Here is a 24,491-nt window from a genome sequence, read left to right on the forward strand (position 1 = left end):
GCCTGAACTTCCCTCTTAGCCTGTCGCATTTACAGCCATAGCTTCAACAAGGGGCCCCTGAGGGCCCCTTAAGTATCAGCGACTTCTGAGCAATCAGAAGCTGAACTGCGCTTCCAATCCGTAGGTGCGCGGGTTGCCGAAGAAACTGGTGGTCATCGGGCCGAAGGGGATTGTGTTTAGGCGGTATTCCTCATCGCGCAGATTCTTACCCCACAGGGACAGCTGCAGCTGGTTGTCACCCACTGGGATATTTGACAGCGTCAACCGTGCGTTGAAGAGTCCGTAACCATCAACTTTGGATACAGCTCTCTGATCGGGTTTTACGTAAGGGGTATAGTCATCATTGTAGCTGTAGTCTACATGGGCGTTAAGCTCACCGAAATCCGCGCGTAGCAGTGTGTAGTCGATCCCCAAGTTGACCGTATGTCTAGGCGTGTACTGAGTGTAACGCTGGTCGGCGACGTTAACGGACCTGCCCAGCACTGGGTCAAACTCCATAAACTCCTTAAACTTGGAGTCCAAGTAACCATAGTTGGCGCTCAGCATCAGGTCAGCAGTAGGGGCATAGACCACCTCTACTTCGGCCCCTTTTTTCTCAGCACTACCGGCGTTTTTGACCACCGAGGATGTCCCGCCAGAAGCGTCGGGTACGAACACCGTCAGCTGGATGTCTTTTTCGTCATTGAAAAAGGCGGCAGCGTTAATTTGCAGTGTACTGTTTAGCCAGCGGCTCTTAATGCCGATTTCCCAGGAGTCAATTTCCTCAGCAGTATAACCTTCGTTGAAAGCTTCAAGACTGACCGCTTCGCCAGAAAAGCCGCCAGATTTCCAGCCCTGAGCGTATTTGGCGTAGGCATTTAGTTGGTCGCTGAAGTCGTAGGCTACGATGACAGTCGGCGAGACATTGCTAAAGCTTTTTTTGTTCTTGCCCTTGAACGGGGGGTTGTCGCCGGGGTGATCGATATAGACCGACTTCTCTTCGTCAGTCCAGCGCAATCCTGCGGTCAGAGTGAGACGGTCTTCTAGCATCGCTGGTGTCCAGTTTGCCTGAGCGTAGGCCGCGACCTGATCGGACTCCAGGCCATATCTATTGTCATTGAGCAGGGGACCAAAGAAACTGTTCAACGGGCGCAGTGGGTTCTCGACATCCGCTTGCTCTTCAAAATAGTACAGCCCCATTACATAGTCGACTCGGTCCAAGTTGCCAGTCCACTGTAATTCGTGGGAGCGCTGGCTGTAGTCCTCGAAGATACTTGAGTGGTAAATATGGAAGGGCGTGCCATCATTATCCAAGCCAAAAGTGAAGTCTAGGTCGCGGTCATTGAAAATGTATTTTAATGAAACGTCACCCATGAAACCGAGTTCACCTAAGCCGTACTCTGCAGTAAGCGTATGGCTTTTGGACTCAAACTTTTCCCAAATATCGGCATCCAGCGAGTTTTTGCTGAGGTTTTTGCTCTCACTGCTAATAAATTGCGCCAGATCTGCCGGTAGGGGGAAACCAAAGGTCAGGTTTGTGGTGTCCAAGTGGGTAAACTGTGGCTTAGCCGGCGTGTTGTCTACGTCGACATCGTCATAAGCATAGCGAATGGAGAGGCGGTCACTGACGTCCCACATCAGGTCAATTCGACCGATAGTGCTGTCCGCAGCATTGCTATCTTTTCTTGAGGCAGGGTTGGCCGGGATCGGCTGGCCAGTGAAGGGGTGCGTAATCGTCGTGCCCGGAGCTGGATCGACATTATCATAGAAGCCATCGCGTTCGTCAGTGCTCAAACTGAGTTTCGCCGCCAAGCTACCCGCCTCACCGAGCTGCAAAGCCGGGAGATCCAGTGTGCCCGACAGTTCGCGGTAGCCAAAGTTGCCCACTCCAGCGCGCAGTTTGCCACCCAGCTCGCCGGTAGGCACCTGGGTAATCACGTTAATGGCTCCACCGGAGGTATTGCGACCGAACAGGGTGCCCTGGGGGCCTCGCAAGATTTCGATGCGCTCTACCTCTGCCAACTTGAACACGTTACCGGAAAACTTTCCGACATAGGCCCCATCCAGATAGATACCCACGGTGGGCTCCCAATAAATACCTGGGTTGGAAGTGACCGAGCCGCGAATCGCCACCGTCGCTTTAGCAGTGTTGGAAGGTAGTGGCGCCACCTTGACGTTGGGCGCGAAGGTGCCGAGATCGACCAGGTCGCGCACACCTTTTTGCTCAAGGGCATGCTGGCCAAAGGCCGTAATAGCGATGGGCGCATCCTGCAGGCTCTGTTCACGTTTTTGCGCGGTTACTATCACTTCTTCTAGTTGGGCTTGGGCTTGGCTGGCAGCCAATACCGCAGTAGATAAAAGTAGTGGTTTCAGGTGGCGCGGTAGTCGAACAACTCGGTGGTATGCCATGACTAAAATCTCCATTTTACGGTTCTACTATTTTAATAGTTATCGTAGTAACGGCCGTGAAGCGACCATTACCCTGTTAAAAAGGCTTTTCTATTGCTGTAAAGCAATATTCATTTCTTATATTATCCAAATCTTGGAGCGGATTGTTTAGGGCGCTAAAGCCGTACTTTTTACTTCTTGGCGTTGCTCTGCCGGGTGCTATAAAGCAGAGCTGCGCGCAGAAACACCATCTTTTATAGAGAATAGTAGCAGGGCTTGTTAATCACAGGTAGAGCGAATGTTTGTGATAATTTAGAACAGCGCCCCTCAAGATGCTATGCGCTATGCTTAGCGCAAAAAAAAACCCGCCAAAAGGCGGGTTTTAAAAAATAACTCTAGTGGACCTGGATGGGTTTCCATCACGGCATGCGAATAGCCGCTTACACCCCCAACTAGGCTCATCGAGGGCGCAACAAATTGAGTTGCAGCAATTTTAATACATTTCATTAATATACCTCCAATGTACTCTTATCATAGGTAACATGAATATTATTCATATTACCTGCGGATTTGCTTATGCCACCTAGCGACGATCGCCAGCTCTACAAAACCGACCTCAATTTATTGGTCGCACTACAGGTACTGCTAGAAGAGCGCAGTGTGTCACGTGCTGCAGCTCGCCTGCATATTACTCAGCCAGCCATGAGTAAAACCCTGTCTCGTTTACGCGAAGCATTCAAAGACCCTCTGTTCACCCGCAGTCATCGTGGTATGCAACCCACGCCTCGCGCTCAAGAGCTTGAACTGACCCTACAGGCGACGCTGGCCGATATCACAAGACTGCTGGCAGGAACACGCTTTGATCCTATGCGCTACAGCGGTGAAGTGGTGTTGGCGCTATCAGAGTATGTGGGAGTAACCCTACTCCCTCCATTGATTCAACGCCTACATAAACAGGCGCCCCATCTATCGATTCGCACGATTACCCGCGTCGACAACCAACTTGAGCAACTCGCTGTCGGCAACCTGGACTTTGCTATTCATATTGCCCAAGCCCACTACCCAGAAGATTTCCAAGTTCAAGCGCTGGGCGGCTCACCACCGGCTATATTGGTGCGCGAAGGTCACCCGCTAACAGAGGGTGAGTTTAGCTGGGAACGGCTCAGCAGCTACCCGGTGATCCGCTTGTACGTTTCCGATCTCGATCAAGCCGAACTGACTCGCAGCTCAGATGCCTTTACTCGGATGCGAAATCCGCAACAGAGTTCGCTGGAAACCTCGCACCTACTGACGGCTCTGGAAGTGCTGCGCAATACGGATTATTTTTTGCCCGGCCCCGCTTATATGTTGCGCAATGCCACTGCGGCATCAGGCATTGTCGCGCTACCAATTCCCGGTGACGCCAGAGACAACATGAACTATATGCTCGTCATGCACCAGCGCTGCGCTAACTCACCGCTACATCATTGGCTCTGGCAGCAAATCCTAGACACTCTGTCAGTACTTGAGCAGGTCGAGTAAACTAAGGAAAAGGTGTACCCTTTTCCCACAAACTCAGCTGCACTATGCTTAGCCCCCGTGTGCAAAAACCCATAGCACAGCCAGCCATTATCAGCATCAGGATACTATGAGTAAGCGCAAGCGACGCGACATTCCCCAATACCAAACCCCACTCATCGAGACCCATTGCCACCTTGACTATCTCGATCAAGAACAGCTAGAGCAAACGCTACAGCGCAGTCGGGAAGTAGGCATTGAGCGCATCATTACCATCGCTGTCTCAGCCGACAACCTAGATAAGGTCTGGCAACTCGCACATAGCGCAGAGGATATCTGGGGTACTCAAGGCCTGCACCCGCATGAAGCCGAGGACTACGACGAAGCGCTGGCCGATATTATTCGGCAACGGGCGTCCGATGAGCGGATTGTGGCAATCGGTGAAATTGGCTTGGATTATTTTTATGATCACGCTGATCGCGCGGTGCAACGACAAGTATTTGAAGCGCAACTGGCACTAGCTGTCGAATTGGACTTACCTGTGGTAATTCATACCCGCGAGGCCGATGAAGACACTCGCGCCATATTGGCTAACTTTAGCTCCTCACTGGCGGGTCAAGGAGTCATCCACAGTTTCACCTCGGGCTTGCCTCTGGCGGAATACTGTCTATCAGAAGGCTTCATGCTCGGCTTTAATGGCATCAGTACCTTTAATCGCGCCGATAATGTTCGCGAGATCATCGCGCACACCCCGGTAGAGCAACTTTTACTAGAAACCGACTCTCCCTATCTCACCCCGGTGCCCTACCGAGGCAAAACTAACGCGCCTTACTACCTCCCCTTTGTGGCAGAAAAAGTCGCCGAGGTTAAGCAGCTAGAGGTAGAAACACTGCTCCGCCAAGCCAGAGAAAACAGCATGAAACTGTTCTTCCAGGCAAAGTGAGTAGCAGCACAGCGAGTCATCGAATTCGGATCTGCCAAGTGATTTCAATACGGCACTAAACATGCGGCCATTCGATGTTAAACTACGCGACTTTTCTGCCGGCAGCAGGCCGGCTCGATCCGACAAAAGGTAGTTATGGAGTACATTGTAGGACAACGCTGGGTCAGTCATGCCGATGCTCAATTGGGCTTAGGGGTGATTGTAGAAATCGAACCACGCCGTGTAACCGTCAACTTTCCAGCTGTTGGAGAGGAGCGTACTTACGCAACCGATGGGGCCCCACTAACTCGACTGCGCTTTCAGGAAGGTGACCACATCTCCACCGTCAATGGCGTGGAACTGGTGGTCAGCAGCATTGCAGAGCAGCACGGCCTACTCCTCTACACCGGCACTGATCACCACGACGAGGAAGTCACGGTTTCCGAGCTGGAGCTAGATGCCTTTGTGCAGTTGACCACTCCGCAGCAACGCTTGTTGAATGGCCACTTCGACCGCAATGCTGCATTCGCCTTGCGTGTTGCCACCCTAGAACATCTAAACCAGCAACAGTGCTCACCGGTACAGGGCTTGATCGGTTCGCGCACTAGCTTGCTGGAACATCAAGTGTACATCGCCAATGAAGTCGGACAACGCTTTGCGCCTCGTGTATTACTGGCCGATGAAGTTGGCCTAGGCAAGACGATTGAGGCGGGTATGATCCTGCATCAGCAATTGTTGAGCGGCCGCGCTAAGCGGGTCTTGGTGATGGTGCCAGAAAGCTTGCTACACCAATGGCTAGTGGAAATGCTGCGGCGTTTTAACCTCCACTTCTCCTTATTTGATAGCGAAAGACTGGCCGAGATCGACGCCGACAACCCCTTTGAAAGCGAGCAGTTAGTGCTCTGCAGCACCGACCTTTTCATCGGACAGCCTGAGCGACAGCAGCAACTCTTGGCTGCCGAGTGGGATATGGTTGTGGTGGACGAAGCTCACCACTTGCACTGGAGCGAACAAGACCCGGGGGAAGATTATCTGCTGGTGGAGGCGCTGTCGAAGGTCAGTGCTGGCCTACTCCTACTGACCGCTACGCCGGAGCAAATTGGCCAGGCCAGTCACTTTGCTCGCCTGCGCCTGCTGGACGCCTCGCGCTTTCACTCCCTTGAGCAGTTTGTGGAAGAGGAACAGCAGTACCGCCGCTGGAGTGATATGGCGCTGCAGCTGGAGGCTGGCGAGATCCCCGATGATTTACCTGAGGGCTTGGACCCCGAGGCCCCTGCGGAACAGTTAATCGAACAGATACTCGACCGTCACGGCACTGGACGGGTACTGTTTCGCAACACCCGCGCCGCGATCACTGGCTTTCCTCTACGCAAGCTTCAGCGCCACCCGCTGCCTACACCAGATGAGTATCGTTTTGCCAGTTTAGACCTGCAGTCTAGCTTGCACCCAGAATTGCCCTATATCGATGACAGCTGGCTATCTTTCGATCCCCGCGTGAAGTGGCTCGAGAGCATCCTTAAGCAGCTGCGCCCTGCTAAAGCCTTGGTCATTTGTGCCCATGCCGATACCGCAGTGGCCCTGGAGCACTACCTGCATCTGCGCGCCGGTATTCGCTCAGCGGCTTTTTATGAAGGCCTATCTATTATTGAGCGCGATCGCGCCGCGGCCTACTTTGCCGACGAAATAAATGGCGCCCAAACCTTGGTGTGCTCCGAAATTGGTAGCGAAGGACGCAACTTCCAGTTTGCTCAGCACCTGATTCTCTTCGACCTGCCGCTTAATCCCGACTTGCTAGAACAGCGTATTGGCCGATTGGACCGCATCGGCCAGCAGCAAGACGTACAAATACATGTGCCCTACCTAGAGGGCAGTGCGCAGGAAACTCTACTTGACTGGTATGAGCATGGCCTCGATGCCTTCAGTAATAGTTGCTCCGCCGGCTATATGATTTTTGAGCAATTCCGCGATCGTTTATTGGCGCAACTAGAGCAGCGCGGAGCTGAGTTTGAAGACTTAGTATCCGACACCGCCGAGTTTACTCAGGCCACCCGCCGCGAGCTGCGTGAAGGTCGCGATCGCCTGCTAGAGCGCAACTCTTGCAAGCCAGCTGTCGCTCAGGCATTAATCCAAGAAATCGGCCAGCGCGAAAACAGTGAAGCGCTTCAACCCTATCTAGAAGCGCTCTGTGATGCTTTTGGTGTGGACCAAGAATACCACTCGGAAGGCGCGCTGATCTTGCGCCCTACTGAGCATATGCTCACTGGTCACTTCCCCTATCTTCGCGAGGAAGGCACCACCGTGACCTTCAATCGCGATAAGGCCCTATCTCGAGAAGATATGCTGTTTCTTACTTGGGAGCACCCCATGCTGGTAGAGGCAATGGATATGGTGCTTTCCACAGAGTTGGGTAATGCCGCCATTGGCACTATCAAGCTCAAGGGTATCGCCCCGGGGACGATGCTCTTAGAAAGTGTCTTCACCATTAATTGCGTGGCCCCGCGCGAGCTTCAGGTGGAGCGCTTTCTACCCCTGTCGCCCACCCGCCTGCTGATCGACGCACGGGGTAAAGACCTAGCCCACTTGGTGCCTCACGAGCGCCTCAATACGCTGGTGCAGCATGTTAAAAAACCGGTCGCCTTGGCTATTATTAAACAGGTGCAGGAAGAAGTTGACGCCAAAATGCTCGAGGCAACAAGGCAAGCCCAGGCGCGCCTAGATGACATACTCAGCAGCGCTGAAAAGACCATGAGAGAGACACTAGGGGCTGAACGAGAGCGCTTACAGGCCCTGCGCGCAGTGAACCCTGCTATTCGACAGGAAGAGTTAGATCACTTGGACTACCAGATCGACGAGTGTGCCGTACATATTCGCCACGCGAGCTTGCAGCTCCAAGCTTTGAGACTAATCCTAACTACCTAATAGCTAGGCAATCAGCGCGAGATTCATCCGGCGCTCTGCCCCTGTAGAGTTGCAGCGGGCAGGCACCGGATTGAGCAAAACTGGCTTTATTTACCCTGCCACTTAGGCTCGCGCTTTTCGACGAAGGCAGTCACACCCTCTTTGGCATCTGCGCTATTAATGCAGATATGTTGTAGCTCTGCTTCACTGGAAATGGTATCGGCCACACTCTCTTCCATAGCGCTGTTAAGTGCCTGCTTAGCGTAGCGCAGGGACAAAGGCGCCTTGCCGGCTAACTCTTTCGCCCAGTCCATCGTGGCGCTAAGCAGCTCATCACTAGGGACCACTCGATTACATAAGCCCAGCTCCAAACACCTTTCGGCACGCAGCTTCTCCCCCGTTACAATCATCTCGTAAGCGCGTTTACGGCCGATTGTTCGAGCCAAGTGCCAAGTAGCCCCGCCATCTGGCACCAAGCCAATGGCAGTAAAGGCTTGATAAAGAAAAGCATTCTCCGCCATGACCGTCAAATCGCAGACCATAGCAAAAGCACTGCCAATACCCGCCGCAGCACCATTCACCGCACTGATCCAAGGCTTGCTGGACTCGTTGATAGCGCTCAATACGGGCTTGTACTCTTCCAGTAACTGGCGGCGCACATCAAAGTCATCACCCTGCACTTCCAAGAGGTCGGCACCGGCGCAAAAGGCTCGGCCACTACCTGTTAGAACTGCCACGCGCAGGCTGTCGTCGGCATTGACCTCAGCCACCGCCAAACCCAGATCACGGCGCAGCTCAGCACTGAATGCATTCAAGCTATCGGGGCGATTGAGGGTGAGCAGTGCCACGCCATCGCGGCGCTCCAGCAGCACGGTTTCATAGTCGGACATAGTTGTTTCCTTGTGAGTAAATAATCCCGAGCGACTCAGGCAATACTGCCAGCCGCTCGGAGCTGTTCGATTTCCTGCTCAGCAAAGCCCATTGCCGACAGTACTGCGTCGGTATCTTCACCGATGCCTCGAGCACCGTGACGCACCTCACTCGGCGTGCGACTAAAGCGCGGCGCAGGTGCCGGTTGGGTCACGCCATCGAGCTCAAAATAAGTTTTGCGAGCCACATTAGCTGGGTGCGAGGGAGCTTCGAGCATAGACAGCACCGGTGCAAAACATACATCACTGCCCTCCATCAGCTCACACCACTGGGCACGAGTTTTCTGCTTAAAGATCTCGGCCAGCTTAGTGGTCAGTGCCGGCCACTGGCTTTGGTCGTGCTGCTCGGCAAATTCTTCTGGAAGCTCCGCCAGCTCTCGCAGCTGCGCGTAGAACTGCGGCTCAATAGAACCGATCGAAATGTACTCGCCGTCAGCACACTCGTAAGTGTCGTAAAAATGTGCGGCGCCGTCCAATATATTCGCGCCACGCTGGCTCGCGTCCCACACCCCCAAAGCTTCAAAGCCATGGAACATCCACATCAACTGTGCCGCGCCATCGACCATCGCTGCATCGATAACCTGCCCCTTGCCGGAGCTTGCGGTCTCTAGCAGAGCGGCCAAGATGCCGTTGACTAGCAGCATACCGCCACCGCCCATATCGCCCACTAAGTTGAGCGGGGGCACCGGTTTTTCACCCGCACGACCAGTGGCATAAAGCGCCCCTGTCAGTGAAATATAGTTGATGTCGTGCCCCGCCGCGTGGGCCAGTGGGCCATCTTGGCCCCAGCCGGTCATACGTGAAAAAATCAGACGTGGATTGCGCGCCATACACTGCTCTGGGCCAATGCCGAGCTTTTCACAGACCCCAGGACGATAGGGGTCAATTAAGACATCGGCATTCTCCACCATCCTCAACAATGCCTCAACGCCCGCCGAGTCTTTGAGGTTCAATACCACAGACTTTTTACCGCGAAAGCTGACGTCTTTCATCTGACGCGGGTCGGGGGCATTAGCCCGCTCAATCCGAATCACTTCTGCCCCCATGTCAGCGAGAATCATGCCCGCCATCGGGGCGGGGCCAATACCCGCCAGTTCTATCACCGTAAAGCCGTTCAGTGGTCCCATACTATTATCTCCCTTAACTCTTAACGCGGCTGCATACGAATGGCGCCATCTAAGCGGATGCACTCGCCATTGAGGTAATCGTTTTCTGCTATAAATACGGACAGGTGAGCAATTTCTTCAGGCTGACCGAGCCGTCTGGGGTAGCACACGCTGTTTTTTAGTGAGTTATAAGCTTCTTCTGGGATCATATTGAACAGCGGCGTATGGATTAGACCCGGCACAATCGTATTGACGCGGATGCCATAGCTAGCCAAATCGCGGGCCATAGGCAATGTCATGCCAACCACCCCGCCCTTACTGGCACTGTAAGCCAACTGCCCGACCTGGCCTTCATAGGCCGCTACAGAAGATGTATTAATGATCACACCGCGACCACCATCATCATTGATCGGCTCGTTATTGGCCATTTGCTCAGCCGCATAGCGAGATACGTTAAAGGTACCAACCAAGTTGATATTGATCACTGCCATGTACTGGTCCAGCGGAAACACGCCTTTTTTACTGAGTGTTTTCACCGCATTGCCGATACCGGCATAGTTATTACAAATATGTAGTGCGCCAAATTTTGCAACTACCTCAGCCACCGCATTTTTAACCTGCTCTTCATCTGCTACGTTGACGCTCCAAAAAGCCACTTTATCTTGACCCAGCTGTCCGATGACCTCTTTGGCGTTACCTTCATTGAGGTCAAAGATGGCGACTTTGGCGCCTTTAGCTACGTAGGCTTCAACCGTCGCCCGCCCGAGCCCAGAAGCACCACCAGTAACAATTGCAACTTTTCCTGCTAGATCCATAATTATTCTCCAATATATTTTTAAAGCGTGCTTGTTGCTAAGTTCAATTCTCTGTAAGACCTGATGAGCACGATAAGTGCTCAAGCGATTGCCTCCTGCCTCACAGCGCCCATCTGTGGCACAATCTCTACCGCATAGAGCGCTGCAAGCTTGCCTTCTTCGCCACCACCGTTGCAGATCATGTGGCAGGAAGTGCTGCAGCCGAGCCCCAGCCTTAAGGGCAAACCAGTATGGTGAGTAAGTAAAAGTCCAGCAATGACCTGTGCCGACAATAAAATTGACTCAAACTGACAGCAAAAACAAGCTAGCGTCTTAAGCACTATGCGAAACCAATCGATCTCTGTACATTTTGCTCGGGCCGTATTGAAAAACACCGTCAAGGTCGGCCTGGACCCAGCTGAAATATTGCGTCGCAACCGCATATCTCCCCGTTTATTACAGGAAGAGAATGCCCGTATCTCTATCGAGCGTTTTGCCGATCTACAGGTTAGCACTATGCGCGACATGGACGATGAATCACTGGGCTATGCCAGTCGCCGCCTCCCTCTAGGCTGTTGGTCAATGATGTGCTATGCCCTTATCGGCAGTGACACCTTAGGGCAGGCCTTGCACCGTTATTGTCGCTTTTATCAAATGTTCGACCTTGAGCTAGAACCCGAGCTTGATGTGAGCCAAGACAGGGCCACTCTGCGTCTGCGACAACAGCGCCAAAGTGCAACAATCGAACCCTATATGGCCGAGCTGTTCCTATTTAATGCTCACCGCTTAGGTAGCTGGCTAGTGCAGGAACACCTATCAATTCAAACGGTCCACTTGAGCTATGCAATGGCAACGGCGGCCAGCGATTACCGCCATATGTTTCTGGGCCACCCCGTCGCTTTCAATCAGGACGAATGCGCGGTGGTAATGCCCAGCGCATTACTGGACAAAAGCATCGTCCAAAACGAGCAATCACTGCGGCACTTTTTACGCCACCCCGCATTACTGATGCTCACCCAGAACTACGCCCGAAGCAGTTGGACCAGCAAAGTCAAAACACTGCTGCTGCGCAATATGCTCAGTATGCCCGAGCTGCCCGAGGTCGCCGCTCAGCTAGAATTGCACCCCCAGACCTTGCGCCGGCGACTGTCTGGTGAAGGCACCACTTTTAAGGAACTTAAGAACCAACTGCGGCGCGACACAGCGCTACACTATCTCGGCAAACAGGGTTTAAGTATTGAGGAAATCGCTCACCGCGCGGGCTTTTCTGAATCGAGCGCCTTTATTCGCGCTTTCAAGAGCTGGACAGGAGTGACTCCTTACAGTTATCGCAAAGGCATTTAATCGAGCCCTTCGTAAAACTGCCAACTTAGCTATAGTGTAAGCAGTATATTTTATTTGATTATCGAGAGGTTGTTAGTGAAAACTGCGTTGCGCATTATCGCCGCTTTGTACCTAGTCTATCTTGCCTTGAGCATTTTACTCATCATGCCACTGCTCAACACTTTGCCGCATTGGTTTATCAAACAACAATACCAGCGCGACTTCAGCAGCGAACTCGTTATTTTCAACCCCTTTAAGCTGTCACTGGAAGTCCATAAAGCTAAGCTAGATGAAGCCGATGGCGGCGACTTCGCCAGTATCGATCGCCTCAGCCTTAACCTATCCACCAGTGGCTTATGGCGGGAAGGTTGGGTCTTAGATGAGCTCTCCCTACTCGGTCTCAATCTTCATCTGCAGCGCTATACCTCAGGTAAACTCAATATCGATGATTTTCTGCCCCAGCCAGCGGAGCAAGATGCCCCTTCCGCCCAACAAGAAGACCCCTCTGCCATACCTGGCCTTAGCATTGAGCTCTTAGAGCTATCCGCCGAGCGTATACGGCTTAGCGATGCCCAGCGGCAGACTCCCTACTCCACCTACTGGGATGCACTGCATATTCGAGCCAAACACTTGTCAACGGTCGCCGTAGCGGATGAGCCCTATCAAATAGAACTTCAAGATGAGAGCGGCGGTAGCCTCAAGTGGCATGGCGAGCTCTCACTACCAGCAGCCCACAGCAGCGGTCGCATCACACTCTCTGGGGTCGCTTTACAACCTTTCTGGCGCTATGTGCGCGAACAGCTCGACTTTGAACTGAACAGCGGCCAGCTCTATCTCAGTGCAGATTATGACTTGAACTGGTCCGAAGCACTGCGTTTCAACATCGATCAAGGCAGTCTCGAACTCAAGCAACTGAACTTAGAGCCCAAGGATGCAGCGCAACTGCCTGATACCGCAGTATCATTTAGCAGCCTAAAACTCGATGAGATCAGCGTCAACAGTAGCCAAGAGCTGCTCAATATCGCCCGGGCATCACTCAATGGCTTGAGCGTCTCAGGCTGGCTCGAAGAACAGCAGCTCAGCCTCATGACGATGTTTAATACTCGCTTCTTTGCAACTACGGAGAACGACAGCGATAGTGAGGATAGTCCCAGTACTTGGCAGTTCGCAGTGCAAACAGCCGCTATCGAAGAGGCAGAAATCTTCTGGCGCTCAGCCTACACCAGCCCCGAGCGACTTCATGTTGCGCCGCTCAACATCAAAGTTGATGCCATTCATTGGCCGGCTCAAGCCGACAGTCATCTGAGCCTAGATCTCCAGATCAACGAAGAATTTAGCAGCGAAGTACTCGGCAATATCAATTTAGCTAGTGGCGACGGCGAGCTAAGCTTTAATCTTAAGGATTTGCCAATACCTTGGTTTGCACCCAATATCCCCGCGCAATTTACCGCACGACTCAGCAGTGGCTCAGCAGCCCTGAATGGCGCACTGAGTTTGCAAGCCTTTACTCCCCAAAAAATCCAAGTCGATGGTCAGTTGCAAGACTTAGCCATTGCCATAGATGATGCAGAGCAGTCTGTGACCAGTTGGGACATGCTGGAATGGAAGGAGCTGGTGCTCGACCTGCCCTCGCAGCGGATTGATTTAGCGCAACTACATCTCGATGGCTATGCCGGCCGCATTCACATTCGTGAAGACGGCAGCCTAAATCTGCAGCATCTAATCAGTGAACAAGCCCAAGCCTCAAACACCGAGGAAGCGAGCGAGCAGCACACTGCCGCCTCAGCTGAACAGGCAGCAGATAGCGAAGCCAACTCCGGCTGGAGCTTCGCAGCCCCCGCAATTCATCTTAGTAACAGCGAAGTGGACTTTATGGATGAGTCACTTCCTATTCGTTTTCGCACTATCATTGGCGACCTAAGTGGCTCGATTATTGGCCTCGATAGCGACCCGGATAAAAGCCTGAGCGTGGACATCAAGGGCTCTGTGGACGGCTACGCCCCAGTAGTATTAAAAGGCAGCGCATCCCCGCTACACCAACCTCCTATACTGGATCTGGCGCTTAATTTTCAGGGTGTCGACTTAGCTCGTCTAACACCCTACTCCGGCACTTATGCCGGCTATGCTATCGACCGCGGTATCCTCAATCTGGATTTAAAATACAGCCTAGAAGATGAACGCCTACAGGGCGACAACAAGGTCCTGATCAAGCAGCTTAAGTTGGGCAAGAAAGTCGATAGTGACAAGGCGCTAAACATTCCCTTACAACTGGGCCTAGCACTACTGACTGATGCCAATGGGGTGATTGATCTAGATGTGCCTGTCAGTGGCAACGTCAAGGACCCCGAATTTGGCCTTGGCAGCGTGATCTTCGGCGCCTTTGCCAACCTGATCACTAAAGCCATTAGCTCGCCATTCACTCTATTAGCCAAGCTAGTCGGCACTAAGGATGATCTGCAGCAAATTCGCTACGCTGCTGGCAGCAAGGTACTCGATGAGCATTCTCAGGAAAAGCTCTTAGAGCTAGCTCAGGCACTACAACAACGACCGGCACTGAAATTGGTCATTAAAGGTCGTATTGAACCCCAGACCGATCGCGCCAAGTTACAGCAGGAGCTACTGCGTGCCGAACTAATCGCGGCGGGCCTGAGCGCAGCTGAGATCGACGGCAAAAGTGAAGCTTGGGCCGCCGCCATTGCCAAACGTTTCGCAGCCTTAGCCAGCAACTCTAACAGCGAAAGCGATCAGCAAGACGTCACCAGCCCCTCCGCCACGGTGCAAGCACGTAAAGTGCAAGAGCAGATCAACGTGCCAAGTGCAGCCCTGAAAGCTTTAGCTGAAGAGCGCGCTGCCAGCACTAAACGCTTTCTGGTCACCGAGGGCGGCATTGCTGCTGACCGGGCGGTCATTGAACCAAGCGACCCGATGAATCAAAACAATAGCTTCAGTGGGGTGGAAATGTCAGTTGATACCTGAGTTGCCCCTAGTTATTCGCTAGCTTGATAAACCAAGAGGCCTCGGCAGCGGCGACAGTGATAGCGCCCGAGGCCCTTGAGTACCCGGTGGTGTCGAGTGGTGGATAGGGCGTGGTCCTGGCAGCCACAGTGATAGTGGTGTCGCTGCTGACGGCGCTGGGGTACTCCACTCAGGTCTAGACTGAAGGTCACCTCTGGCTCCGCCCCAAAGACCCGCATCACCTCCCGCCACTGGGGACCATGGGGCCTAATGCGATGCCGAGTGTAGAGCACATCTACAATATAATGCGCCACTTCGTGAGGAACCGTGTTAGCGAGATTCTCCTCAAAGAATTTACTAAAAATCCAAGGGTTGTAGCGAATCCAGCGGCGCTGTCCGGCGACGCGAAACATACCAGCACTGCGACCACTGAGATCAAAGCTCACTGGAATGGTTTCAAAAGGGCGCTGCCAATGCTGCTCAGCAAGCGCAATATACTCTGCTGTCGCAGCAATGACCTGCTCACGCTGCTGCGCTCCAATTGGCTCAACTTCTTGCAACTCTAACCTCTAAGTGGCACTGCTTTGGGCGGGCAGTATATCGGACCAGCTCTCCTCACACAGCCGCAACCACTGCGACAAAGCCGCACTATGGAATTTTCGTCGGTGGATAATAAGGTTTAATTGCCGGCGAAAGTCCCGCCCCGGCACCTGCAGGGGCACCAAGGATCCGCGCTGAAAGGCCTCTACCAAACTAATTCGCGACAAACAGCCCACGCCCAAACCCGCCTCTACCGCGCGCTTAATCGCTTCTGTATGTTGCAACTCCATGGCGATGTGAATATCCGCCAGGATGCCGCGCAGTGCTCGATCGAAGGTTTGACGGGTGCCCGAACCCGGCTCTCGAAGGATCCACTGCATGGCCAATAAGTCGCTATCGTCCAGTAGCCCTTTAGCTGCCAGTGGGTGACTGGGCGCGACAAACACCTGCAGCTCATCAGAGCGCCAATGACGCGTTTCCAGATCTGGATGATTTAACTCACCTTCAATAAGTCCCATATCCAGGGTAAAACTCGCTACTCGCTCCGCAATATTTTCTGTGTTGGCCACAGAAAGAGCGACATCAGTCGCTGGATACTGGCGGCGGAAATCGGCAATCATTCTGACTGCCAGATAGTTACCGATGGTCAGTGTGGCGCCAATATTCAGTCGACCCGCAACCTCGCGCCCCGCTAGAGCCTCCTCCAGTTCCCGCGCTTGGGCCAAAAGATTTTCAGCCCGTGGCCGCAGCTGTGCTCCGAGCTCATTCAGATGAAGCCGCTTGCCGACACGATCAAAGAGCTGTACCGAAAACTGGCTTTCCAGTTGTTTCAAGGCTCCGCTAGCCGCCGACTGAGACATCGCTAAATCATCAGCTGCACGACTGATATTTTGATGACGAGCTGCGGCTAAAAAGACCTCTAACTGACGAAGACTATAGCGCATAGACAATACCTTATCGGTTTTTCCGATATAATATATCCATAATTACTGATTTACCAATATATAGATAGGGCATAAGCTGTCACTCATTCATTCCATCAGGAGATTAGTAATATGGCTAGGCTGCTTACCGAGCAGGTCACTGAAGTTCATCACTGGACTGATAGCTTGTTCAGCTTCAAAACTACTCGCGACCAAGGCTTTCGCTTTAAAAACGGTCATTTCACTATGATCGGTTTAGAGCGCGAGGGTAAGCCTTTGCTGCGTGCATACAGCTTGGTCAGCGCCAACTACGAAGATGAGCTGGAGTTCTTCAGCATCAAAGTACCCGATGGCCCACTGACCTCAGAGTTACAGAACATTGAAATTGGTGACCAGCTGTTGATCAACAGTAAGGCCACCGGCACTCTGGTGATGGACAACCTACTGCCTGGTCGCAACCTCTACCTCATAGCTACAGGCACCGGCCTGGCGCCCTTTATGAGCATTATCAAAGACCCGGAAATCTACGAAAACTTTGATCGCATCGTATTAACTCATGGCTGCCGTTTTATTGAAGAACTCGCCTACCAAGAGTTCATTACCGAGGAGCTCCCACAGCATGAATATCTCGGTGAAGATGTACGGGAAAAGCTAGTCTATTACCCCAGCGTTACGCGCGAGAAATTTCGCAACAATGGGCGCCTAACCGACTTGCTAGCCAGTGGCAAACTACCCAGTGATGTGGGTTTAGATGCAATAGATCCGGAACACGACCGCTTTATGATTTGCGGCAGCCCAAGCATGCTCAAAGATATCTGCACATTACTCGACGAGCGCGGCTTCAAAGAATCACGTCACGGCAAGCAAGCCCACTACGTTATAGAGCGGGCCTTTGTCGAGAGCTAAGCGGCCTCAACGTAATCAACAGGCCTCTGCCACGGCGAGTGACTCACGCAATTGGCGCTTGAGAAACTTGCCGCTGGCATTGCGCGGCAAAGGCTCCTCTAAGAGCCATAGATAACGCGGTACTTTGTAAGCAGCCAATCGGAGCGCGCAGTGATCTCGCAGTTGCTGCGCACTCAGCTCCTGGCCAGGCTTGAGATACAGCGCAGCACCGACTTCCTCGCCAAGGCGCTCATCGGGCACAGCAAACACCGCACACTCAGCGACCGCGTCGTGTTCAAACAAGGCATTTTCTACTTCGCTGCAGTAGACGTTTTCGCCCCCACGCAGCACCATATCCTTAGCGCGATCGACTAAAAATATAAAACCATCCTCATCCATGTAGGCAATATCGCCAGTGTGCAACCAGCCTTCGGTAATGGCCTCTGCAGTGGCCTCAGGACGGTTCAGGTAGCCCTTAATAACCGGTGCACCGCGCACCCAGAGCTCACCAATTTCCCCCGGAGCCAGGGCCTCACCTAAAGGATCGACGCATTTTGCCTCAAAAGTAGGTAAAGCTGGCCCGACACTCTCTGGTTTATTACTGAAAAACACCGAAGACAGCGCCGCAATAATGCCGCAGGTTTCAGTCAAGCCGTAGCCTGTATTGGGACTGGCGGCGCCATCCATCTGGTTGATTTTATCAACCAAGTCAGGTTGAACGGCAGCACCACCGCCACCGAGAGTTTTGATTGATGAGAGGTCATAGTCCGCTACTTTAGGGTGGATCAGCATCTCACGGACCATCATTGGCACCGCATTGAAAGTTGTTACCTGCTCGCGCTCAATCAGCTGCATCGCACGCTCTGCATCCCATTTATACATATGCACCAATTTGCCACCAGCCAAGGTTGTGGCCTGAGCAACACAATTATTCGCAGTGACATGAAACAGGGGCGTCACCACTAGCGACGAGGGCGGCGAGGACTGTGCCTCAGTGGCGTCAATGTTGCCGGCCCGAGACAGGGCTAGTTGTTGAACAGTATTGATAAAAGCGACATTGAGCAGATTGTTGACACATCCGCGGTGTGTCAGGCGCGCACCTTTAGGCCGCCCGGTAGTGCCTGAAGTATAAAAGATACAGGCATCATCATCTGGCGCAATGCTCACTTCGGGCAGTTCAGCGCTTGTGGCCAACACCTCACTCCACTCTGTGACCCAATCCGGCGCAGCTTGCTCTAGGCGAACAGCGCTAACACAAAGCTGCGAAAAGTCTGATCGAATACTGGCGAAGGTATTTAATCGCTCCTCATCACAGATCAGTGCTTTGGGCGCAGAATCTGCCAGGGCATAGTGCATTTCCTTGGCGACCCACCAAGCATTCATACCGATCGCTACCGCGCCCATCGATGTCACTGCCCAATAACTCAGCATCCACTCGGGATAGTTGCGCATAGCAATAGCCACGCGATCGCCCTGTTTCACTCCTTGGCGATGTAACCACTGAGCAATTGCAGCCACCCGCTGATGAGCCTCAGCATAGCTGTAACGCTCGTCGTCGTAGACTAGGTAGTCGGCCTGATCATGCCCAGCCGAGGACAGCCAAATTTCACGCAGAGAAGGTGGTGCATGCACATAGCTACGTACTGGAGCGCCATTGACCTGCACGGTTTCCACGTCGAACATTTGTCCGGGCGAAGTTAATTCCTGCCAAGCTTGCTTAAGTTCCTGATACACCGGCCACACCTGTTATAGTTTATTTATATTTAGGTCTAAGCAGCATAACCTGTGTTTCAGTGGCACTCAATGAATGACAAAAGACTGTCACTTAAGGTCAATTTTTTTGTCCGGTGCCGTCATTGCCCAAGCACACTAGAGCCCACACACTGAGCTGCGCTACTAGCAGCAGCATCCTATACAGGAATAGTCATGAGTATCCAACAACTCGACACCACTCGCTTAGCAGAGTATTTACAAGAACATCTACCAGGCTTTGCAGGCGACTTACAAGCTGAAAAATTTGCCGGCGGTCAGTCCAACCCGACTTTCAAACTAAGCGCCAATGGTAAGTCCTATGTATTGCGCCGCAAGCCACCCGGTAAGCTGCTGCCTTCAGCTCATGCCGTCGATCGAGAATATCGGGTGATTTCTGCATTAGCTGATACCGCTGTTCCAGTACCCAAAACCTATTTACTCTGCGAAGACGATAGCATCATCGGCTCGATGTTTTATGTGATGGAGCACCTTGAAGGCCGCATCCTTTGGGACCCCCTGCTCCCTGAAGCCAAAAGCAAGGCTGAGCGCGCCGCTTATTACGACGCCATGAATGAAACTCTGGCCGCCCTACATAAGGTCGACGTCAATGCTGTTGGCTTGGCCGATTACGGCAAACCCGGCAACTATTTTGAGCGTCAACTAGCTCGCTGGACGAAGCAGTACCGCGCTTCGGAAACCGAGCGTATTGAAAACATGGAAACTCTGCTGCAGTGGTTGCCTGCGAACATGCCCCAGGATGATGGCACGCTTAGCCTAGTACACGGCGACTATCGCCTAGACAATATAATGTTTCACCCCAGCGAAGCACGCGTGCTGGCCCTATTGGATTGGGAGCTCTCCACCCTAGGCCATCCTCTGGCCGACCTCGCCAATCAATGCATGGCTTGGATGCTACCCCGGGACAGCAGTATGAAGGGCTTAGCGGGGGTCGATCGCAAGTCACTCGGCATTCCCAGTGATGAAGAATATATTGCCCGCTACTGTGAGCGTACCGGCCGCGACGGTATTGATAACTGGGATTTTTATCTAGTGTTCTCACTCTTTCGTTTGGCGGCTATCGTACAAGGTATTCGCAAGCGTGTAGAAATCGGCACCGCCTCCAGCGACGAAGCAGACTCCCGTGGCAACCTCGTACACCCACTAGCCGAAATGGCTGTCAATTTAATTTAAGCGCCTCTAGAAGCGCTCAACAGGAGCTAAACATGTCTGAAGCAGAACAAGCCGTATTGGTCGATGTTAACGAAGGCATCATGACCATCACACTAAACCGCCCCAAAGCCAAAAACGCCGCCAATAAAGCAATGGCTGATGGCGTCGCCGCAGCACTCGATGAACTGGATAGCAACGATGAAATTTTAGTTGCCATAATCACCGGATCTGGCGGCACTTTCTGTGCCGGCATGGACCTTAAAGCCTTTGTCAGTGGCGAACTTCCTATTGTTGAAGGCCGCGGCTTACTTGGACTCACTGAGCGCTCTCCGCGCAAACCTATAATTGCTGCAGTAGAAGGCTACGCTCTAGCTGGCGGCTTAGAGGTGGCAATTTCTTGTGACCTCATTGTGTCAGCTGATAATGCCCAATATGGCATCCCAGAAGCTAAGCGCGGCTTAGCTGCCGCCGCTGGTGGCCTGATGAAGCTGCCACAGCAAATTCCGCCGCGCCTAGCCATGGAGTTAGCCCTGACTGGCGACCCAATTGACGCCGCGCGAGCTTTGGAGTGCGGGCTGATTAACCGTATCGTACCTGCCGGAGAAGCCTTGCAGGCCGCCCGTGAATTGGCGGCCACTATTTCTGCCAACGGTCCACTAGCAGTGGCCGTCAGTAAACAAGTCATACAAGAGTCAGCTGATTGGTCGCAGCAAGAAATGTGGCAAAAACAACAGGAGTTAGTTATGCCAATTTTCAGCAGTGCCGACGCCATAGAAGGTGCCACTGCATTTGCTGAAAAACGCAAACCCCAATGGACTGGCAAATAAATCTAAGTAAGTAATAAAAGCCTAGGCAGAACAAAGGGACTGGGGCTTTGCATTGATAGAGCAGCAGCCATCCCTTGCGAGCCCCTTACACTGTATCGATACAGAGCTAAGGGGCTCTCACAGGCTAGCGGAGACATCTGCAACAGATCAGCTAGCACTATATCTGGGCATTCAGCTAGCCAAATAACGGGATACTTTCAATACCGCGCAGCAGTCACTATTTAAGCTGCCTCAGTCCTGCCACCCTTTTTATCATCCACTTTGCTGTTAGTGCTCGCCACGGTTTTTTTAGCCGCCGCTTTGCTCTGGCTAGTTTTGCGCTGGGGAACCTTTACCGCATGCTCACGCAGGGCTAGACGGTCAGAGCGAGTGGCTGTTGGGCGCCGACGAGAACTGCGCGGGCGGCGGTATTCAGCCTCGGTTGGACGCAGATCGCCGTATTCAAAGCGCTGCAAAATCTCTTCCATCGTGCGGCTGATTTTAGTGCAAATCCTAATCGATTCGACGTGTGGGTAAGTGGAGCGCACACCTGCATCGGTCAGTTCCATGAGCTCCTTTTCACTTAGATGGGACAAAATCTTAGTTGGATTAAACCAACCAAAGGACGGCACAATATTAATATCTCCGCTGTACTCCTGATCCATCAGGCTATGAATGCTGTTCAAGACAAGATTTAATCGAGGCCAATTCTCATTTTTCTTTTGAGCTAGGCTGCGATAGAAATTGAGTACTTCGCGCCCCATACCAATCCCCAAACCGCCTAGTGAGGAGCTCAACTTGCCGCGCTTGCCATCTCGATTCAGGAAAGGCGTAGCAATTGGATTGACCATGCTGACTATGAAATGATTAGTGCTGTAAAGCCGAGACAGGCGCTTAGCTGGCAGGTCGTCAGCAATAGAGCCATCGACCCACTTTCGGGTGGGAAGGTAAGGCTGCTTTTCACCGTGAACGTTTTGCGCCATCAGCATCACCGGTGGGAAGACCCCTGGCACGGCACAAGATGCCATCACGGCAGATCGCACATAAACATTCGGGGAAGTGATAGCGTTCAGTAGCCGTGAGCGCTGATGTGTTTCTGCCGGAGCGACGGTGATGCTAATTTGCCGACCAGTTTTCTCGTAGGCTTCCTGGAAAGTCATATCGGGTATTAAGCGCTCGATAATTTTTTCCAGGTCTCGCACATCAATCTGCGGATTGCGGCCAAAAAACATGCGAGAAAACACACTAGCTTCCCGCTCAGCTTCAAATAACAGGCTAGATGGCTCAAAAAAACGTTCCAGTTCGGTATCGCTATGGCAACCGACGACGCCGGCCACCAAAGAGCCGGCACTAGAGCCTGAAATGACCGGCGGTAAAATCCCTTGGTGTAATAAGGTTTTAACCACCCCCATATGATAAAAACCCAACACACCACCACCGCTAAGCATCAAGGCTGAGCGTCCGAAGCAGATGTTAGAGCGGTAGAAAAAGTCTAGCTTGTCTTGGGTGCTAATTTCTTTGCATTTGAGGTCGGCTAGAAAGCGCAGCGCGTCATCAACCTCATCGATATACTGTTCAATCAGGCGCTTGGTGCCAAATTTAGCTCGGCGGTACAGCGTGCTGCGCCCCATACCCCCCATATTGCCGTGTATGCCTTCATTGAGGGCAAACAATAAGCCCTGATAGTCGTGGCGAGAACGCAGACTGCGCAATCGATCGAGGCGCAGACGGATTTGGGCGTAGTCATACTGATTACTCTGGTCGACTTCGCGCCAACGCTTCTCACCCGAAAGCTCATCATGCTGCTGAGCGGCTTCACACCACTCCTCGTATGACGTACTGGTATCCATCGCTTTTTCAAGCTGGCGGAGCTTGCGAGATTTCCTCACTCGGATTCCTTTCACTCAGGGACAGGCCACTAGGATAAAACATCTACGGCTCTACGCACAGCCCATCTCCAGAATCAATCGGGGCCCTTATCGGGCCCCGCTGGAAGACTTACTGGTCTTTTACTTGGCTTTTGTACTTTTCAACCAGTTGCTTTTTATACAACTTGCCATTGTCCATCCGTGGTAATTTTGGGTCAAAATCCAGCGAACGCGGCACTTTGATATGCGACAGCCGCTCTCGCAGCCACTCGAGTAGCTCAAAAGCCACTTCATCAGTGGCATCAGCCCAGTTCATCGGCTCTACAACGGCTTTGACTTCTTCGCCAAACTCCTCATTAGGAATGCCAAAGACGGCGACATCTGCCACCTTGTCATGAGAAATCAGCAGATTCTCAATTTCCTGTGGGTAGATATTCACCCCGCCAGAAATAATCATGAAATTCTTGCGATCAGTCAGGTACAAGAAGCCCTCTTCATCCACATAGCCGACATCGCCAGTGGTAGCCCAACCCCGGTCGTTAAATGCCTCGGCGGTTTTAGCTGGTTCGCCGTGATACTCAAAGCCGGTGTGATCACCCGAGAAGTAGACTGTCCCAATCTCGCCCGGGGGCAGCTCATTGCCATCGTCATCCACAATATGGATTTGCCCCATTACTGCTGGCCCTACCGAGCCTTTGTGCGTCAGCCAAGCGGCAGAGTCGATAATGGTGATGCCAATACCTTCACTGGCGGCGTAATATTCGACGATAACTTCGCCCCACCACTCAATCATTTTCTCTTTGACATCTACTGGGCAGGGCGCAGCTGCATGAAGAGCAAACTGCATACTACTGATATCGTAGCGCTTGCGGACTTCATCAGGGAGCTTGAGCATGCGAATAAACATAATCGGCACCCACTGACTGTGGGTCACGCGATGCTCCTCAATCAACTGCAAGGCGCGCTCGGGATCAAACTTTTCCATCACTACGGTAGTGCCGGCCTGATACAACGTCATCATGTTGTAGTGCAGCGGAGCCGCATGATATAGCGGGGCCGTTGATAAGTAGACGGTTTCCTCGCCAAAACCAAAAAATGCGCCCAGACTTTCAGCCAAGCCCATCGGGGCTAATACATCATCACTAGGCGGAGGTATAAAGATCCCTTTGGGCTTACCTGTAGTGCCCGATGAGTAGAGCATTGCTACGCCATTGGCCTGGTCTTCGATCGGCTCCTTGGGCTGTCGGTCTACCGCTTCTTCCCAAGACTCAAACCCTTCGCAAATCCCGCCGACCATAAGAAAATGCTCGACAGCCTTAGCTTCTGATAACAATTTGCTCGCCACATTGCGCAAGTTATAGCTGCCAATAAATAAGCGCGCGCCACAGTTTTCAAGAATATAGGCGGTTTCAGCCTGTTGCAGATGGGTACTGATTGGCGTAAAGATGATCCCGGCCCGCTGAGCTGCCCAGCATATCTCCAAAAACTGCCGATTGTTCTCCATCATCATGCCGATGTGATCGCCCTTTTTCAGCCCCAGAGAGCGGAATAAGTGCGCACCTTGATTACTGCGCTCATCCAGTTGTCCATAGGTCACTATCTCACCACTGTTGGCCATAATAATGGCGGGCTTGTGGGGGTAGGTTTGAGCGGTAATGCTGGGGTGGGGCATAAGGTAAATCCTCCGTAAAGACGCTGTGCAGCATATGGGCTGCATTTATGATTATGTTATAAAAAATATACTATAGTGCTCAGG

Annotated in this window: 17 protein-coding genes; 8 read left to right on the top strand and 9 right to left on the bottom strand. The window is 52.6% G+C overall.

Annotation, left to right across the window (positions count from 1 at the left end):
- Nucleotides 1-93: 93 nt before the first annotated feature.
- Nucleotides 94-2,388: a TonB-dependent receptor gene (locus H2508_RS05660; protein ID WP_182169903.1), complete on the bottom strand. Its 2,295-nt coding sequence runs from the start codon at nt 2,386-2,388 to the stop codon at nt 94-96.
- 555 nt (nt 2,389-2,943) lie between these two features.
- Between H2508_RS05660 and H2508_RS05665 the strand changes: the two genes are divergently transcribed.
- The 3 genes from H2508_RS05665 (at nt 2,944) to rapA (ending at nt 7,705) form a co-directional block, all read left to right on the top strand.
- The gene (locus H2508_RS05665; RefSeq protein ID WP_182169906.1) at nt 2,944-3,888 is read left to right on the top strand and encodes a LysR family transcriptional regulator; all 945 of its coding nucleotides are present in this window, start codon (nt 2,944-2,946) and stop codon (nt 3,886-3,888) included.
- A 106-nt stretch (nt 3,889-3,994) separates the two neighbouring features.
- Nucleotides 3,995-4,807 carry a TatD family hydrolase gene (locus tag H2508_RS05670; protein ID WP_182169909.1) on the top strand — a complete coding sequence of 271 codons (813 nt, stop codon included), beginning with the start codon at nt 3,995-3,997 and terminating at the stop codon, nt 4,805-4,807.
- Between the two features lie 135 nt (nt 4,808-4,942).
- Nucleotides 4,943-7,705, top strand: a complete 2,763-nt coding sequence (gene rapA / locus H2508_RS05675) for an RNA polymerase-associated protein RapA (RefSeq protein ID WP_182169912.1) — start codon at nt 4,943-4,945, stop codon at nt 7,703-7,705.
- Between the two features lie 86 nt (nt 7,706-7,791).
- Here the strand turns inward: rapA and H2508_RS05680 are convergent, their stop codons facing one another.
- From H2508_RS05680 to H2508_RS05690, 3 genes are read right to left on the bottom strand one after another with little or no spacing between them, the layout of a single operon-like run.
- Nucleotides 7,792-8,574: an enoyl-CoA hydratase/isomerase family protein gene (locus tag H2508_RS05680; protein ID WP_182169915.1), complete on the bottom strand. Its 783-nt coding sequence runs from the start codon at nt 8,572-8,574 to the stop codon at nt 7,792-7,794.
- A 35-nt stretch (nt 8,575-8,609) separates the two neighbouring features.
- A complete protein-coding gene (locus H2508_RS05685) occupies nt 8,610-9,740 on the bottom strand; it encodes a CaiB/BaiF CoA transferase family protein (RefSeq protein WP_182169917.1) in 1,131 nt (376 codons plus the stop codon).
- A gap of 20 nt (nt 9,741-9,760) precedes the next feature.
- Nucleotides 9,761-10,534, bottom strand: coding sequence for a 3-hydroxyacyl-CoA dehydrogenase (locus H2508_RS05690; protein WP_182169920.1), 774 nt, complete (start codon nt 10,532-10,534; stop codon nt 9,761-9,763).
- A gap of 321 nt (nt 10,535-10,855) precedes the next feature.
- On the opposite strand from H2508_RS05690, the gene H2508_RS05695 reads away from it, so the two are divergent.
- Both H2508_RS05695 and H2508_RS05700 read left to right on the top strand, forming a co-directional pair.
- Nucleotides 10,856-11,857, top strand: a complete 1,002-nt coding sequence (locus tag H2508_RS05695; RefSeq protein WP_182169923.1) for an AraC family transcriptional regulator — start codon at nt 10,856-10,858, stop codon at nt 11,855-11,857.
- A 75-nt stretch (nt 11,858-11,932) separates the two neighbouring features.
- The gene (locus H2508_RS05700; RefSeq protein ID WP_182169925.1) at nt 11,933-14,812 is read left to right on the top strand and encodes a DUF748 domain-containing protein; all 2,880 of its coding nucleotides are present in this window, start codon (nt 11,933-11,935) and stop codon (nt 14,810-14,812) included.
- A gap of 11 nt (nt 14,813-14,823) precedes the next feature.
- Here the strand turns inward: H2508_RS05700 and H2508_RS05705 are convergent, their stop codons facing one another.
- Nucleotides 14,824-15,351, bottom strand: coding sequence for a SprT family zinc-dependent metalloprotease (locus H2508_RS05705; protein WP_182169928.1), 528 nt, complete (start codon nt 15,349-15,351; stop codon nt 14,824-14,826).
- 9 nt (nt 15,352-15,360) lie between these two features.
- The gene (locus H2508_RS05710) at nt 15,361-16,275 is read right to left on the bottom strand and encodes a LysR family transcriptional regulator (protein ID WP_182169931.1); all 915 of its coding nucleotides are present in this window, start codon (nt 16,273-16,275) and stop codon (nt 15,361-15,363) included.
- A 111-nt stretch (nt 16,276-16,386) separates the two neighbouring features.
- Here H2508_RS05710 and H2508_RS05715 point away from each other — a divergent pair, with 111 nt between their 5' ends.
- Nucleotides 16,387-17,160, top strand: coding sequence for a ferredoxin--NADP reductase (locus tag H2508_RS05715; RefSeq protein WP_182169934.1), 774 nt, complete (start codon nt 16,387-16,389; stop codon nt 17,158-17,160).
- Between the two features lie 15 nt (nt 17,161-17,175).
- Here H2508_RS05715 and H2508_RS05720 read toward each other — a convergent pair whose 3' ends face one another.
- Nucleotides 17,176-18,873 (bottom strand): class I adenylate-forming enzyme family protein, encoded by a 1,698-nt coding sequence (locus H2508_RS05720; RefSeq protein ID WP_328799321.1) that lies wholly within the window; start codon nt 18,871-18,873, stop codon nt 17,176-17,178.
- 192 nt (nt 18,874-19,065) lie between these two features.
- On the opposite strand from H2508_RS05720, the gene H2508_RS05725 reads away from it, so the two are divergent.
- Nucleotides 19,066-20,082, top strand: a complete 1,017-nt coding sequence (locus tag H2508_RS05725) for a phosphotransferase (RefSeq protein ID WP_182169937.1) — start codon at nt 19,066-19,068, stop codon at nt 20,080-20,082.
- 32 nt (nt 20,083-20,114) lie between these two features.
- Entirely contained in the window at nt 20,115-20,888 is a 774-nt protein-coding gene (locus tag H2508_RS05730) for a crotonase/enoyl-CoA hydratase family protein (protein ID WP_182169940.1), read from the top strand.
- A 221-nt stretch (nt 20,889-21,109) separates the two neighbouring features.
- Here the strand turns inward: H2508_RS05730 and H2508_RS05735 are convergent, their stop codons facing one another.
- Together H2508_RS05735 and H2508_RS05740 are read right to left on the bottom strand one after the other, a co-directional pair.
- Complete coding sequence (locus H2508_RS05735) at nt 21,110-22,756, bottom strand: DUF3336 domain-containing protein (protein WP_182169943.1); 1,647 nt, start codon at nt 22,754-22,756, stop codon at nt 21,110-21,112.
- Between the two features lie 109 nt (nt 22,757-22,865).
- Nucleotides 22,866-24,407, bottom strand: coding sequence for an acyl-CoA synthetase (locus H2508_RS05740; protein WP_182169946.1), 1,542 nt, complete (start codon nt 24,405-24,407; stop codon nt 22,866-22,868).
- Nucleotides 24,408-24,491: the final 84 nt, after the last annotated feature.

The sequence above is a fragment of the Sediminihaliea albiluteola genome (assembly GCF_014077625.1).
GTDB classification, from domain to species: Bacteria; Pseudomonadota; Gammaproteobacteria; order Pseudomonadales; family Halieaceae; genus Sediminihaliea; species Sediminihaliea albiluteola.